The sequence below is a fragment of the Mesorhizobium sp. HAY1-8B genome, from assembly GCF_056868045.1.
In genome coordinates this window covers 1,894,853-1,909,965 of sequence record NZ_CP200321.1, presented here as the reverse complement: position 1 = coordinate 1,909,965, position 15,113 = coordinate 1,894,853, and the positions used below count along the sequence as shown (strand labels likewise).

The window sequence follows — 15,113 nt, the reverse complement described above, 5'->3', positions numbered from 1 at the left end:
ATATGGAATGGGATGGCGGCGTGCCCCGGGGCACGGACTCGTGTCGCGTTCGAGCCAGATGGCCGAAAAATCGATGACAAGTGCCGCCGGAACGTGTTGAAGACGGCGGTCAACATGGAGAGGAACGTGCGATCGGGTTGCACTCGGCAAGTGTTGATGGTTTGTTGCCGGTCAGCGGAGAACGAGTGATGCGAGAATCCATCGGTGAAGACGAATACGGGTCTTTCGATCCGGACGACCTGCCGAATCTGAATGCAATCGGCCCGGCCATGGGCGGCGGCAACGACTTCGAAAAATACGCGGTCGCCGTGATCATCGTATTCGGCGCCCTGATCATTGGCGGGCTGATGGCCGCGTCGATGACCTTCGGCCATCGCAACGGATTCCTCTTCGCGCTTGGCGGGGCGACCTCGGCCTGGATATCGGGAAATGCGCTTCTGCTCGACCGGCCGCGCATCTATGCGCTGTTCGTCGGCATCGCCGCCCTGATGCTGATTGCATCGACTATCACGCTGGTCACTTGACGGCCCCGGCCATGAGCCGGCGCCTGTCCAAGGGGTTTACCCGGATATCAATATCCGAGAGCCTCCCCCGATGCCGCACGGCTGTCGATGGCGCCATTGTAGCGTGCGCCGCCGCCCTTCTCGATTTCCGCCAGGCTCTTGCCGCCGACGAGAATGCCGGCCGCCTGGCCCCAGGTCTGGTCGCTGAGATCTAGGTGGTAGCCCATGCCGGCCAGCAGCTTTTCGGTATCGGGCGAAAGTCCAAACGGCTCGACATAGACCGTATCAGGCAGCCATTGGTGGTGGATGCGCGGCGCGTCGATCGCCTCCTGGATGTTCATGCCGTGGTCGATGACGTTGACGATCGCTTCCAGCGTGATGGTGATGATGCGCGAGCCGCCGGGACTGCCGATGACCATGAACGGCTTGCCGTCCCTGGCCACGATGGTCGGGCTCATCGATGAGAGCGGCGTCTTCTTCGGCTGGATGGCGTTGGCCTCGCCCTGGATCAGGCCATAGAGGTTCGGCACGCCGGGCTTCTGGGTGAAATCATCCATCTCGTTGTTGAGCAGGATGCCGGTGCCGTCGGCGACGACGCCTGCGCCGAAGGACCCATTCAGCGTATAGGTCACTGCAACCGCGTTACCATCCTTGTCGATGATCGAATAATGCGTGGTCTCCTTCGACTCGCCAAAACCCTTCGGCATCAGGTCCTGCGACACGCCGGCGCGGAACGGGTCGATCTTGTCGCGGATGTCCTTGGCGTAGGCTTTATCAAGCAATTTCGAGACCGGGTTGTCGACGAAATCGGGATCGCCGAGTGCCGAGTTACGGTCGACATAGGCATGGCGCATCGCCTCGACCATGACATGCACCGTCTCGGCCGAGCCAGCGCCGAGATAGGACAGCGGATAGCCCTCGAGCACGTTGAGGATTTCGCAAATGATGACACCGCCTGAGCTCGGCGGCGGCGAGGACGTGATCTCGTAGCCGCGATAGGAACAGGTCACCGGTTTTAATTCGCGCACCGCATATTGCTCGAAATCGGCCTTGGCCAAGATGCCGCCCTTGGCCCCACTCGCCTTGACGATCGCGTCCGCAATAGCGCCCTTGTAGAAGGCGTCAGGGCCTTTCTCGGATATCGCCGAGAGCGAAGCGGCAAGATCAGGCTGGGTGAGCCGCTCGCCGATGCCGTAGGGCTTGCCATCGGCCTTCAGGAAGGCGGCAGCCGCGGCCGGGTCCTTCGCCAACCTTTCAGCGCTGCTGGCGAACGAGGCGGCATCGCCCTGATTGAGGATGAATCCGTCCTTGGCATAGTTGATCGCCGGCGCCATCAGGTCCTGCCTGGACAAGGTGCCATATTTCTCGCGCGCCATCTCGAAACCGGCCACCGAGCCCGGCACGCCGACCGCGAGATAGCCGTCCAGGCTGGCGCCCTTCACGGGCTTGCCGTCCTTGTCGAGATACATGGTCTTGGTCGCCGCCAGCGGCGCGCGCTCGCGAAAATCGAGGAAAGTCGATTTGCCGTCGGCGAAACGGATGGTCATGAAGCCGCCGCCGCCGATATTGCCGGCATTGGGGTAAACGACGGCCAGCGCATAGCCTACCGCGACCGCCGCATCGACCGCGTTGCCGCCCTTCTTCAACACCTCGACGCCGACTTCCGACGCCAGATGCTGAGCCGTCACCACCATGCCGTGTTCGCCTTTGGCGGGCGCTGGCGACGCCGCAAACGTCACCTGAAGTGGCGCTATCGCAAACGCAAAAGAGAGGCTGACGGCGATCAGGGTTTGGCTGATATGGCGCATGGCGGTGCTCCTGGATGGGGTGCCCAGAAGACCCTGTCGCCGCCGTCAAGTCCACCATCAATGGTGGGCCAGACGGATCAATTCAGATGTCAGGCGCGTCAGACAATCCCGCCCGAGCCGCCGGCGACGGCGGGGCGCTCGGCCGCTACCTTGGCGCGGTAGCCAGCCGCCCGGTAGGCGGCGACGGGATCGATGGCGCCGCCGGTTTTCAGACGCGCCATGGCCAGGATCGGCTCGACATCGGTGCGGTAGGCCGCCTTCAGCGTCTGCGTGGCCATCAGCGCGTCATTGCCGTCCTGGAAACCTTCGAGTGCCTTGCGGTCGACCAGCAGGGCCTGCGCATAGGCGCGCTGCACTTCGACCGCCGACAGCATCAGGCTTTCGATCGGATCGGTGACGTTGTGGCTCTGGTCGAGCATGTGGGCCGGGTCAAAGCCGTCGGCGCCGGAAAGTTCAGCATCGACCAGTTCGTTGAAGACGAGGAACAGCCGGTAGGGATCGATCGAACCGGCATCGAGATCGTCGTCGCCATATTTGGAATCGTTGAAGTGGAAGCCGCCGAGTTTCTTGAACTGGATCAGCCGAGACACGATCATCTCGATGTTGACGTTGGGCGCATGGTGACCGAGGTCGACGAGGCAGAACGCCTTGTCGCCGAGTTCTTTCGCTATGATGTAGTTGGTGCCCCAGTCCTGCACGACGGTGGAATAGAAGGCCGGCTCGTACATCTTGTGCTCGGTGAACAGCTTCCAGTCGGCGGGCAGCCCGGCATAGACCTCTTTCATCGCATCGAGATAGCGCTCGAATGCCTTGGCGAAATTGACCTGGCCCGGAAAGTTCGAGCCGTCGCCGATCCACACCGTCAGCGCCTTGGAGCCGAGCGTCTTGCCGATCTCGATGCATTCGAGATTGTGCTCGATCGCCTGCCGGCGCGTACCGGCATCGGCATGCGAGAGCGAGCCGAATTTGTAGGAAAGCGCCTGGTCCTTCGCGTCGGAGAAGGTGTTGGAATTCATGGCATCGAAGCCGAGACCGAAACGCGAGGCCGCCTGCTTCAGCCGGTTCGGGTCGGCCTTGTCCCAAGGAATGTGCAAGGAAACGGTCGGTGTCGCCTGCGTCAACTGGCTGATGACGGCACAATCCTCGATCTTGTCGAAGATGTCGCGCGGCTCGCCGGCTCCGGGGAAGCGGGCAAAGCGGGTGCCGCCTGTGCCGACGCCCCAGGAAGGGATGGCCACGGCGAATTTCTCGACCTTGTCGCGGATAGCGTCGATGGCGATGCCGCGACGGTCGAGGCGCTCGCCGAGCGAGGCGTAGTCGCGCTCGAGGTCGACCTTGCGGGCGGCGTTGTGGCTGGCGACGACGTCGGCGGAAATGATCGTTTCGGACAACTGCTATTCCTCCCAATATTTGTTCCGTCGGCGCCGTCCCGCCTGCCGGCACTGCGGCCCTTCGCTATCGCTCCGGGCGTTCGTCGTTCGGGAAGCCAAGCAATTGGCTCTCCGTCCGCTTCGCAGACCACTTCTCACCCCCGTGAACAGGGAGAAGGAAGAAGACCTAGCGCGTAAAGCTCTGCGCGTTGCCGGCGTCGACGTTGATGATGTTGCCGGTCGACTTGGCCGACATGTCGGAGGCGAAGAAATAGATCGCTTCGGCGATGTCTTCCGGGAAGACCGAGCGCTTGAGCATCGAGCGCGAACGGTAATGTTCCTCGAGGTCGTCCGTGGACATCTTGTAGGCGGCGGCACGCTGTTCCTTCCACTCGCCGGTCCAGATCTTGGAGCCGCGCAGCACCGCGTCCGGATTGACGACATTGACCCGGATCTGCGCCTCCGCGCCCTCCAGCGCCAGACACCGGGCGAGATGGATCTCGGCGGCCTTGGCGGTGCAATAGGCGGCGGCGTTGGGCGAGGCGGCAAGGCCGTTCTTGGACGCGACGAAGACGACATTGCCGCCGATCTTCTGCACCCTGAACAGCCGGAACGCTTCCCGCGAAACCAGGAAATAGCCGGTCGACAATATGTCCATGTTCTTGTTCCACAGCGCCAGCGACGTCTCCTCGATCGGCGCCGAGGAGGCGAGACCCGCGTTGGACACCAGGATGTCGATGCCGCCGAACTCGACCGCCGTTTCGGCGAAACCGGCTACGACCTGATCCTCCGAGGTGACGTTGATGACCACAGGCCGGACGAAATCCTTGCCGTACGCCTTCGCCAGTTCCTCATTGGCGCTGGCGAGCGCTGTTTCGTCGATGTCGGCCAGCACCACGCAGGCGCCTTCGCGCAACAGGCGGTTGGCCGTCGCGCGGCCGATGCCGCCGGCGCCGCCGGTGACCAGCGCGATCTGCCCGGCCAGCGACTTCGGTTTCGGCATGCGCTGCAGCTTCAGATCCTCGAGCAGCCAGTATTCGATGTCGAAGGCTTCCTGGGCGGGCAGGCCGACATAGGACGAGACGGTCGAGGCGCCGCGCATGACATTGATGGCGTTGACGTAGAATTCGCCGGAGATACGCGCCGTCGCCTTGTCGCCGGCGAAGGTGAACATGCCGACACCGGGCATCAGATAGACCACGGCATTGGGATCGCGGATGGCGGGTGAATCCGGATGCTTGCAGCTGTCGTAATAGGCCTGGTAGCCGACGCGGTATGCGGCGATGTCGTAGGCGAGGCGCGCGATCACCGCATCGACATCGGGTTTGGCCGGATCGAACTCGATGACCAGCGGGCGGATCTTGGTGCGCAGGAAATGGTCGGGGCACGAGGTGCCCAGTGCCGCTAGCGGGCGCAAATCCCTGGAGTTGACGAATTCGAGCACGGCCGCCGAATCGTCGAAATGGCCGAGCTTATGGCTCTTTTCCGAGATCAGGCCACGGATCCTGGGCATCAGTTTCGCGGCGATGGCGCGCCGTTCGGCTGCACCAAGCGACTTGACCGCCTCGCCGCCGAAAATGGCGAGGCCCTCGGAGCGGCGCTCGAACCACTCGATCGCCTGGTTGATCACCGAGATCGTCGTCTCGTAGCATTCCTTGGGCGTGTCACCCCAGGTGAACAGGCCGTGGCTTTCGAGGATGACACCCTTGGCGGCGGGATTCTCCAGGCAGAATTTCTCCAGCCACAGGCCTAGCTCGAAGCCCGGCCGCTTCCACGGCAGCCAGCCGATGGCGCCGCCGAAGATCTCTGTCGTCAGCGCTTTGGAATCCTTGGCAGCGGCGATCGCGATTATGGCGTCGGGATGCATGTGGTCGACGAAAGGCTTCGGCACATAGGCATGCAGCGGCGTGTCGATCGAGGCCGCGCGCGGATTGAGATTGAAGGTGCAGTGGGGCAAATATCCCACCATCTCGTCCTCGTGCTCGACGCCGCGATACAGGCTTTTGAGCGCGCGCAATTTGTCCATGTAGAGCGTGGCGAAACCGTCGAGCTTGATCGAAGCGCTGTCTCCACCGGAGCCCTTGACCCAGAGCACTTCGACATCAGCGCCGGTGAGCGGATCCTTCTGCCAGATCTTGGACGATGTGTTGCCGCCGCCATAGTTGGTGACGCGCTTATCGGAGCCGAGCGTGTTCGAGCGGTAGACCAGAAGCTCAGGCTCGCTCAGCCCCAAGGCTTTCGCATCGTCCCACAGATTGGCAAGGCGCGAGCCGGAGCGCTTGTCGAGCATAGGTATCCTCCCTGGGACGCAAAACCGCGGTCCATTTTGCCGGGAATGTCTACGCAAGAGGTTCGCTTGTCAATCACAAACGATCAAGACCGATCATATTGCACTGCACAATGAAATTATATGATCGGAAATGATTGACAGTGCTTGTTTTGAGTGCCTAGATGGCCAGGCAGGGAGGAACCATGCACGAAAAAGAGCGCCACAGGATCATTCTGTCCGCCGTCCAGGAGAAGCCTGTGGTGACGGTGCAGGAGATGGTCGACCTGACGGAGTCCTCCGAGGCGACGATCCGGCGCGACATAGCGGCTCTTCACGTACAAAAGCGCCTGCGCCGGGTGCGCGGCGGCGCCGAGGCAATCTCGCCGCCGCAATTCATCGGCCTGGCCGGCCGGCCCTTTTCCGTCAACGAAACCATCAACGCCGCGCAGAAGCGGGCCATCGCCCGAGAAGCCGTGGAATTGTGCGGGGACGGCGAGCCGATCATCATCAATGGCGGCACCACCACCTTCCAGATGGTGCATTTCCTGACCGGCCGCCGCATGCCGATCTTCACCAATTCGTTCCCGATCGCCGAGCATCTGCTCAAGCACTCCAAGAATACGGTGATGCTGTCGGGCGGCACCATATACCGCGAGCAGAACATCATCCTGTCGCCCTTCGACAATGACGTGACGCGCAATTTCTACGCGCGCCGCATGTTCATGGGGGCGCAAGGCTTGGGACCGCTGGGCCTGATGGAAGGCGATCCGCTGCTGATCCAGGCCGAGCAGAAGCTTATCGACCAGGCCGACGAACTGGTCGTGCTGGTCGATTCCTCGAAATTCCGCAAACGCTCCAGCCTGATCCTGTGCGGGTTATCGCGCATCGCCACGGTCATCACCGATGACGGCATCGAGGATCGCGAAGCCAAGATGTTGGAGACCGCCGGCGTGACGCTGATCGTCGCCCGCAAATCGGCAAAGGAAGAATCTTCACTGCAGGCCTGAGACGCCCGCAGCGGCGATGGAAATGCAACGCTCAAGGGAGGATATACGATGAGCTTCTTGAAGAAATTGATGGTTACGGCGGCCTTTTCCGCCGCCATGTTCGTGAACGCGGCCTATGCCGAGAATGTCAAGATCGCGCTGGTGGTGAAGTCGCTCGGCAACGGCTTCTTCGACGCGGCCAACAAGGGCGCCGAAGAGGCGGCCAAGGAACTCGGCGACGTCGACATCATCTACACCGGCCCGACCAAGGCGACCGCGGAAGCGCAGATCGAAGTGGTCAATTCGCTGATCGCCCAGAAGGTCAACGCCATTGCCATTTCCGCCAATGACGCCGACGCGCTGGTGCCGGTGCTCAAGAAGGCCATGGAACGCGGCATCACCGTCATCTCCTGGGATTCCGGTGTCGCCAAGGAAGGCCGCCAACTGCATCTCAACCCGTCCGACACCGGCCTGATCGGCGAGACCATCATCAAGCTTGCCGCCGACTACCTCCCGGAAGGCGGCGATGTCGCTATCCTGTCGGCGTCCTCGACCGCGACCAACCAGAACGCCTGGATCGACGCGGCCAAGAAAATCCTGCCGGAGAAGTTCCCCAAGATCAAACTCGTCGCCACCGTCTATGGCGATGACGATTCGGCCAAGAGCACCGACGAAGCCAAGGGTCTGCTGAAGTCCTACCCGAACCTCAAGGCGATCATCGCGCCGACCACCGTTGGCGTCGTTGCCGCCGCGCAGGTCGTTACCGACGAGAACCTGATCGGCAAGGTCAATGTCACCGGCCTCGCGCTGCCGTCCGAATTCAAGAAGTTCATCGACAACGGCGCCAGCCAGGCGGTCGCGCTGTGGAACCCAATCGACCTCGGCTACTCCGCCGTCTACCTCGCCCATGACCTGGCGGTGAAGAAGGAAGAGGCAAAGCCCGGCGCCACGCTGTCGATCGGCCGCGTCGGCAAGGTGACGCTCGACGACACCAACTCTGCGGCGATGGCTCCGCCCTTCCAGTTCGACAAGACCAACATCGAGAAGTTCTCCAAGATCTATTGATCTCTGACCCTCTCAAGCTGTCGCGGCGGGGCTCACGTCCCGCCGCGACTTTAAACGGACCTTGTTTCAGGGCTTGATACAACGATGGACACGACAGCCCAACACGGCGCGGCGATGGAGAAGCCCCTGGCCACCACCCCACGCCTGACGCTGTCCGGCATCTCGAAGAGCTTTCCCGGCGTGCGCGCGCTGCACAATGTCAGCCTCTCGCTCTATCCGGGCCAGGTGACCGCATTGATCGGCGAGAACGGCGCCGGCAAGTCGACGCTGGTCAAGATCATGACAGGCATCTACCAGCCGGACGCCGGCACGATCAGCATCGACGGCCAGGCCGTCACCCTGCCCAGCGCACATGCCGCCTTCGGCCATGGCGTCACCGCCATCCATCAGGAAACCGTGCTGTTCGACGATTTGACGGTCGCCGAAAACATCTTTCTTGGCCACGCGCCACGCTCGCGCTTCGGCACCATCGACTGGCGCACGATGCGCAGGAATGCCCGCGAAGTGCTCGATACCATGCATGCCGGCCATATCGATGCCGACGCCCGGCTGAAGGATCTCGGCATCGCCAACAAGCACCTCGTCGCGGTGGCGCGCGCCATGTCGATCGACGCGCGGATCGTCATCATGGACGAGCCGACCGCCGCCCTTTCGATGAAGGAGATCGAGGAGCTCTTTTTGCTGATCGAATTCCTCAAGGGCGAAGGCAAGGCGATCCTGTTCATCAGCCACAAGTTCGACGAGATCTATCGGATCGCCGACCGCTACACCGTGTTCCGCGATGGCGAGATGGTCGGCGAAGGGCTGATCAAGGATGCCGCCCAGAGCCAGATCGTGCGCATGATGGTTGGCCGCTCGGTCGATCATATCTTTCCGCAGCGCAAGGCCGAGATCGGCGCGCCGGTGCTCACTGTTTCAGGGCTTTCGCATCCGACCGAATTCAACGACATCGGCTTCGAACTGCACAAGGGTGAGATCCTGGGCTTCTACGGCCTTGTCGGCGCCGGGCGCAGCGAGGTGATGCAGGCGATATCAGGCATCACCCGCATGTCAGGCGGCACGATCACGTTGGACAGCAAGACGATCACGCCGAAATCAGCGGCGGATTCGATCGAAGCCGGCATCGTCTATGTGCCGGAGGAACGCGGCAAGCAAGGCGTGGTGATCGGCCTGCCGATCTTCCAGAACGTCTCGCTGCCCTCACTCAAGCGTACCTCCAAGTCAGGCCTGCTGCGGCTGGCGGAAGAGTTTTCGCTCGCCCGCTCCTACACCGAGCGGCTTGATCTCAGGGCCTCCTCGCTCAGCCAGGATGTCGGCACATTGTCGGGCGGCAACCAGCAGAAGATCGTCATCGCCAAATGGCTGGCGACCGCGCCCAAGGTGATCATCCTGGACGAACCGACCAAGGGCATCGACATCGGCTCCAAAGCCGCCGTGCATGGCTTCATGGCCGAACTCGTGGCGCAGGGCCTGTCGGTGATCATGGTGTCGTCGGAACTGCCGGAGATCCTCGGCATGTCGGACCGCGTCGTCGTGATGCGCGAGGGGCTTGTCGCGGCCGTTTACGAGAACAAGGGGCTCGACGCCGAAACGCTGGTTCGGACAGCAGCGGGAATCGCGGCATGAAGGCCTTTCTCAAATATCGCGAAATCTGGCTGGCCGCCGCCATCGTCGTGCTGATCGGGCTGATCTCGACCCGCTTCCCCGCCTTTGCCGATCCAGGCAATCTGCGCCAGGTGTTCAACGACACCTCGATCCTGATGATCCTGGCGCTCGGCCAGATGGTTGTCATCCTGACGCGCTCGATCGACCTGTCGATGGCGTCCAACCTCTGCTTCACCGGCATGGTGGTGGCGATGCTCAACGCCGCGCACCCGGCAATCCCGATTCCGCTGCTGATCGTCATTGCGCTGGTCGTCGGCCTGGTGCTCGGCGCCATCAACGGTCTGCTGGTGTGGCGGCTGAACATCCCTTCGATCGTGGTGACATTGGGCACGCTGACCATCTATCGCGGCGCCACTTTCGTCATATCGGGCGGTGCCTGGGTCAATGCCGACAAGATGAGCCCCGACTTCATCGGCTTCCAGCGCGCCGCCTTCCTCGGCATCCCGGTGCTGTCCTGGATCGCCATACTGGTCATCGCGCTGTTCTTCATCCTGATGACACGCACGGCGCTGGGCCGCTCGATCTATGCCATCGGCGTCAACCCGACGGCATCGGTCTATGCGGGCATCGATGTCGGCCGGACCAAATTCATCGTCTTCTGCATCTCCGGCATGATCGGCGGCTTGGCCGGCTATCTCTGGATCTCGCGCTACGTGATCGCCTCGGTAGAGGTCGCCAATGGCTATGAGCTCAACATCATCGCCGCCTGCGTCATCGGCGGCATCTCGATCGCCGGCGGCATCGGCTCGGTCGGCGGCGCGGTGCTGGGGGCGCTGTTCCTAGGCATCATCTCCAACGCCCTGCCGGTCATCAATATCTCGCCCTTCTGGCAGATGGCGATTTCAGGCAGCGCCATCATCCTGGCCGTCGTGCTCAACGCACGCGGTGAACGCCAGCAGGGCCGCATCATCCTCAAGAAAGTGGGGGCGGCATGACCGACATCCCTGCCCCGCGCCATATTCCCGACCGGCTCGACAAGCCGCTGTCTTCGGCGATCTTTTCCTGGGAAGCGCTGCTGGTCATGGTGGCTGTCGCCATCTTCGCCATCAACAGCTTCGCCTCGCCCTATTTCCTCGACCCCTATTCGTTGTCCGACCTGACCTTCAACTTCACGGAGAAGGGTCTGATCGCCTTTGCCATGGCGCTGCTGATCATCTCGGGCGAGATCGACCTGTCGGTGGCCGCCATCATCGCGCTCGCCTCGACCATGATGGGCATGGCGGTGCAGACCGGCGCCGGCACGTCGGCGCTGGTGCTGATCGGCATCGTGGTCGGGCTCGGCTGCGGCGCTTTCAACGGGCTGCTGGTGACAAGGCTCGGCCTGCCCTCCATCGTCGTCACCATCGGCACGATGAGCCTGTTTCGCGGCATCGCCTTCATCATCCTCGGCGACCAGGCCTACAAGGGCTACCCCGAAAGCTTCGCCTTCTTCGGCCAGGGCTATGTCTGGTGGGTGGTATCGTTCGAACTGGTGCTCTTCCTGATCGCGGCCGTCGTCTACTGGTTCCTCCTGCACCGCACCAGCTTCGGCCGCCGTGTCTTCGCCATCGGCAACAATCCGGTCGCGGCGCAATTTTCCGGCGTGCGCGTCGGCCGCATCAAGTTCATCCTGTTCTGCCTGACCGGGCTGATGTCGGGCATCGCCTCGGTGCTGATCACCTCGCGGCTCGGCTCGACAAGGCCGTCGATCGCGCAAGGCTATGAACTGGAAGTCATCACCATGGTGGTGCTTGGCGGCGTCAGCATTCTGGGCGGCGCCGGCAGCATTGTCGGCGTGGTGCTTGCCGCCCTCATCATGGGGCTGGTGACCTTCGGGCTCGGCCTGCTCAACGTTCCCGGTATCGTCATGTCGATCTTCATCGGCCTGCTGCTGATCATCGTCATCGCGCTGCCGATCGTCTGGCGGCGGCTGCGCGGGGGACGCTGATGCCGCAGAAATACGCGTTCAAGATGACGCTCAAGCCGGGCATGAAGGCCGAGTACGGGAAGCGCCACGACGAGATCTGGCCGTCGCTGGTCGCGCTCTTGAAACAGGCAGGCGTCCGCGACTACTCAATCCATCTCGACGAAGAGACCAACACCCTGTTTGGCGTGCTGTGGCGGCGGGACGACCACGACATGGACGAATTGCCGAAACATCCGGTGATGCGGCGCTGGTGGGCCCACATGGCCGACATCATGGAAACGAGGCCTGACAACGAGCCGGTGGTGGTGCCGCTGGAAACCGTGTTCCATATGGAATGAGTGCGATGCGCCACATCGCCGTGATCGACATCGGCAAGACCAACGCCAAGGTAGCGCTGGTGGACCTCACAACGTTGAGCGAGGTCGCGCTACGCCGGATGGCCAATGCGCCGCCGCGGCAGACGCCCTACCCGCACCATGATGTCGAAGCTCTGTGGACATTCATCCTCGACAGCCTGGCCAGCCTCAACCACGAGCGGCGCATCGACGCCATTTCGATCACCACCCATGGCGCGACCGGTGCGTTGGTCGACGCGTCAGGCGAACTGGTGCTGCCGGTACTCGACTATGAATTCGATGGTCCCGACGCGCTGGCGGCGGACTATGACGCGATCCGCCCGCCCTTTGCCGAGACCGGCACGCCGCGCCTGCCGCTCGGCCTCAATCTCGGCGCGCAATTCTTCTGGCAGCAGAAACGCTTTCCGGCCGAGTTCGCGCGGGCCGCGGCGATGCTGATGTATCCGCAATACTGGGCCTTGCGCCTCACCGGCGTTACCGCCAACGAGGTCACCTCGCTTGGCTGCCACACCGATCTCTGGGACCCGTGGAAGGCGGATTTCTCGTCATTGGTCGGCCGCATGGATTGGCGCCACTTGATGGCGCCGGTACGACCGGCAAGAGACCGTCTCGGCCCGATCCTGCCCGCGCTCGCGGTACGAACCGGGCTTGATCCGCAAACACCGGTGTTCTGCGGCTTGCACGATTCCAACGCCTCGCTGCTGCCGCATCTCTTGTCGGATGCGCCACCCTTCTCGGTCGTCTCGACCGGGACCTGGGTGGTGTCGATGGCGGTCGGCGGCAAGCAGGTTACGCTGGATGCGGCGCGCGATACGCTGGTCAATGTCAATGCACTCGGCAATCCCGTGCCGTCGGCTCGCTTCATGGGTGGGCGCGAATTCTCGCTGCTGACCGACGACAAGCCGCAGGATTGCAGTGGAAGCGATGTGCTTGCGGTTCTGGCAAGGAAGATCCTGCTGCTGCCGTCGACGCAGCAGCGATCGGGGCCGTTCCCACAGCAGGCCGCGACATGGCTTGATGCCGACGGCATGAATGATGGCCAGCGCTTTGCCGCCATCTCGTTCTATCTGGCGCTGATGACGGCGACGTGCCTCGATCTGATCGGCGCCGACGGTCCGACCACCGTCGAAGGGCCCTTTGCCCGCAACCGGCTCTTTGTCGGCATGCTGGCGGCGGCCACCGCCCGCAGCGTCGTCGCCTCGGAAGCCGCAACCGGAACCAGCATTGGCGCGGCATTGCTGGCATCGGATCAGGCCGCGACGCACGGCAAAGGCGAAAGGCTGGAACCGCCGACCAACCCGGCCTGGGCGGACTATGTCAGCGCATGGCGCACGGCGGTCGAAGCACAAGGCTGATTACAGGATCCGCTTGCCGAAGGCCGACATGATGAAATTGACGGTATCAGTGCCGATCCTGGGCTCAAGATCCTTGGTCAGGCCGGAGACATCCATCGAAAGCAGGCCGCCGGAGAGCGCGATCGCCTCCATCGCCTGATGCGTCTCGCGCACGGTCAGCCCGCCGGAGCCAGCCGCCCAGCCGGCGAATTCGGTCGCTGTCGGCGAATAGCTGACATGAAAGCCTTGCGTGCCCGACGTGGCGATACGGATCGCCTCATGCATCAGGTCGCGCATGCCCATGGCGTCGATGTCGGTCATGGTGAAGGCCGACACCCGCGAATCCTTCAGCACCCGCGCCTCGGCCGGATCGGCATGGCGCAAGCCGACGATGACGACATTCTCCGGCGAAAGCTGCGGCTGCAGCGCGCCGGCCTTGTGGTCGAGGCCGAGCGCACGCGCCAGCACCGAGGCCTCCGGCAGGTCGATGCCCTCTTCATCCTCCGGCATCAGGGCGGCGATGGAATCGAGCCAGATCAGGCCGAAGGAGTGCGTCGCGCGCGCCGTCACGGTCAACGCCTTGTGGACGACGCGGCGATCAGCACCGGCGGTGAGACGGATCAGCCCCGAGGGAGGCCGCTCGACATCGGCCAGTTCGACGACGTCGAAATTCATCGCCTCCAGCCGCCCACCCGTCCCCTCGCGGGCGAGGATGCCGGCGGCTTCCGGTTCAGCCGAGATCGACACCATCTTGCGGCCGGAAAAATCCGCGACGTCGTGCATCGGCGCCTTCTCGACATATTCCGAGGTCATCGCCAACAGCATGGCGCCGTAGCTCATGCGGAAGGCAACGCGGTCGCCGACGGTGGGCCGCGGATCGGCGTCCTGCACATCGAGCAGCAGATGGTCGCTGGAGGCGCCGAGCACGCGTATCCCTTTTGCGATGGGAGTCAGCCCTTCGACCAGCACGTCCTCGCGGCCGATATTGGCGATGGCACGCAACCTGTCGCCCTCGTCGGGGAAAACGGGCTGGTTGCCGAAAGCGTCGTAGCCGGACTCGCCGATCGGCCGCGACGGCTTGAGCTTGACCTCGATGATATCGCTGGTCAGGCGGCAGGCATCGGGTTCGAGTTCGGCCCATGGCATCTCGCGAAAGGTCTCGACGCCGCCTTGCAGGATCGCCTCGCCGACCCTGAGATTGTTGATGCCGGCGGGCAACCTGCCTTCGAGCAGCAGCGTCAGCGACGACGAGGCACCGCCTGAAATCCAGTCGAGGCTTTTGCCGGACAGGCGCTCGGTCTTGTAGGCGTGAGCGACGAGCTGGCCGAGATTCTCCGGCGTCGGCATGATGGCGCCGAAGCAGCCGAGATTGGTGCCGATGCCGGCGATGCGCACCCCTTTGAATTCAAGGATCTTCTCGACGGTGGGGATCAGGTCGCTCGGCCAGATGCCTTCGCGGAGATCGCCGAGATCGATCATGAGCATGATGTCGTGGACGCGGCCCATGCGCTCGGCGATGCGCGAAATCTCGCGAATGGTGGCGAGTTCCGATTGCAGACTGATGTCGACGGTGCGCACCACCTCCTCGACGCGCGCCATGGGTGGGCTGCGCAGCAGCATGATCGGCGCGTTGATGCCGCTGTCGCGCAGCCGGCGGATGTTCTCGAAACGCGATTCGGCAATGCCGGCGACGCCGCCGCGCAGCATGGCGCGCGCCACTTGCGGCATGCCGCACATGCCTTTGGTGACGCCGAACACCTTGATGCCGGACAGTGCACAGCGGTCGACGATGGTGCGGGCGTTGCGCTCGATGCGACCAAGGTCGATGGCGACTTGCGGTCCCGACATGGG

General features: G+C 63.1%; 12 protein-coding genes. 8 read left to right on the top strand and 4 right to left on the bottom strand.

Translation table 11 applies throughout. The features are described 5' to 3' along the window. The first annotated feature begins 188 nt into the window (after window positions 1–188). On the top strand, window positions 189–524 hold the full coding sequence (locus tag AC1VON_RS09230) for a hypothetical protein (protein WP_445299339.1): 336 nt from the start codon (window positions 189–191) through the stop codon (window positions 522–524). 47 nt (window positions 525–571) lie between these two features. Here AC1VON_RS09230 and ggt read toward each other — a convergent pair whose 3' ends face one another. From ggt to AC1VON_RS09215, 3 genes are all read right to left on the bottom strand, one after another. Further along, window positions 572–2,311, bottom strand: a complete 1,740-nt coding sequence (ggt, locus tag AC1VON_RS09225) for a gamma-glutamyltransferase (RefSeq protein WP_483121638.1) — start codon at window positions 2,309–2,311, stop codon at window positions 572–574. Window positions 2,312–2,409: 98 nt separating this feature from the next. Then, window positions 2,410–3,702, bottom strand: a complete 1,293-nt coding sequence (rhaI, locus tag AC1VON_RS09220) for an L-rhamnose catabolism isomerase (protein ID WP_483121636.1) — start codon at window positions 3,700–3,702, stop codon at window positions 2,410–2,412. 166 nt (window positions 3,703–3,868) lie between these two features. Further along, window positions 3,869–5,971 carry a bifunctional rhamnulose-1-phosphate aldolase/short-chain dehydrogenase gene (locus tag AC1VON_RS09215; protein WP_483121634.1) on the bottom strand — a complete coding sequence of 701 codons (2,103 nt, stop codon included), beginning with the start codon at window positions 5,969–5,971 and terminating at the stop codon, window positions 3,869–3,871. A 182-nt stretch (window positions 5,972–6,153) separates the two neighbouring features. Here AC1VON_RS09215 and AC1VON_RS09210 point away from each other — a divergent pair, with 182 nt between their 5' ends. From AC1VON_RS09210 to AC1VON_RS09180, 7 genes are all read left to right on the top strand, one after another. Next, window positions 6,154–6,957, top strand: coding sequence for a DeoR/GlpR family DNA-binding transcription regulator (locus AC1VON_RS09210; protein ID WP_056565871.1), 804 nt, complete (start codon window positions 6,154–6,156; stop codon window positions 6,955–6,957). Between the two features lie 48 nt (window positions 6,958–7,005). Further along, window positions 7,006–8,001, top strand: coding sequence for a rhamnose ABC transporter substrate-binding protein (gene rhaS, locus AC1VON_RS09205; RefSeq protein WP_065005696.1), 996 nt, complete (start codon window positions 7,006–7,008; stop codon window positions 7,999–8,001). An 84-nt stretch (window positions 8,002–8,085) separates the two neighbouring features. Further along, window positions 8,086–9,627 carry a sugar ABC transporter ATP-binding protein gene (locus AC1VON_RS09200; RefSeq protein WP_483121631.1) on the top strand — a complete coding sequence of 514 codons (1,542 nt, stop codon included), beginning with the start codon at window positions 8,086–8,088 and terminating at the stop codon, window positions 9,625–9,627. Further along, window positions 9,624–10,601: an ABC transporter permease gene (locus tag AC1VON_RS09195; RefSeq protein ID WP_483121629.1), complete on the top strand. Its 978-nt coding sequence runs from the start codon at window positions 9,624–9,626 to the stop codon at window positions 10,599–10,601. Before AC1VON_RS09200 ends, AC1VON_RS09195 begins: the two co-directional genes overlap by 4 nt. Next, entirely contained in the window at window positions 10,598–11,593 is a 996-nt protein-coding gene (locus AC1VON_RS09190) for an ABC transporter permease (RefSeq protein WP_483121627.1), read from the top strand. Before AC1VON_RS09195 ends, AC1VON_RS09190 begins: the two co-directional genes overlap by 4 nt. Continuing rightward, entirely contained in the window at window positions 11,593–11,910 is a 318-nt protein-coding gene (rhaM, locus tag AC1VON_RS09185; RefSeq protein WP_483121625.1) for an L-rhamnose mutarotase, read from the top strand. Before AC1VON_RS09190 ends, rhaM begins: the two co-directional genes overlap by 1 nt. After that, a complete protein-coding gene (locus AC1VON_RS09180) occupies window positions 11,907–13,283 on the top strand; it encodes an FGGY-family carbohydrate kinase (RefSeq protein ID WP_483121623.1) in 1,377 nt (458 codons plus the stop codon). Before rhaM ends, AC1VON_RS09180 begins: the two co-directional genes overlap by 4 nt. On the opposite strand, the gene AC1VON_RS09175 is transcribed toward AC1VON_RS09180, so the two are convergent. Then, on the bottom strand, window positions 13,284–15,110 hold the full coding sequence (locus AC1VON_RS09175) for an alanine racemase (RefSeq protein WP_172352598.1): 1,827 nt from the start codon (window positions 15,108–15,110) through the stop codon (window positions 13,284–13,286). Window positions 15,111–15,113: the final 3 nt, after the last annotated feature.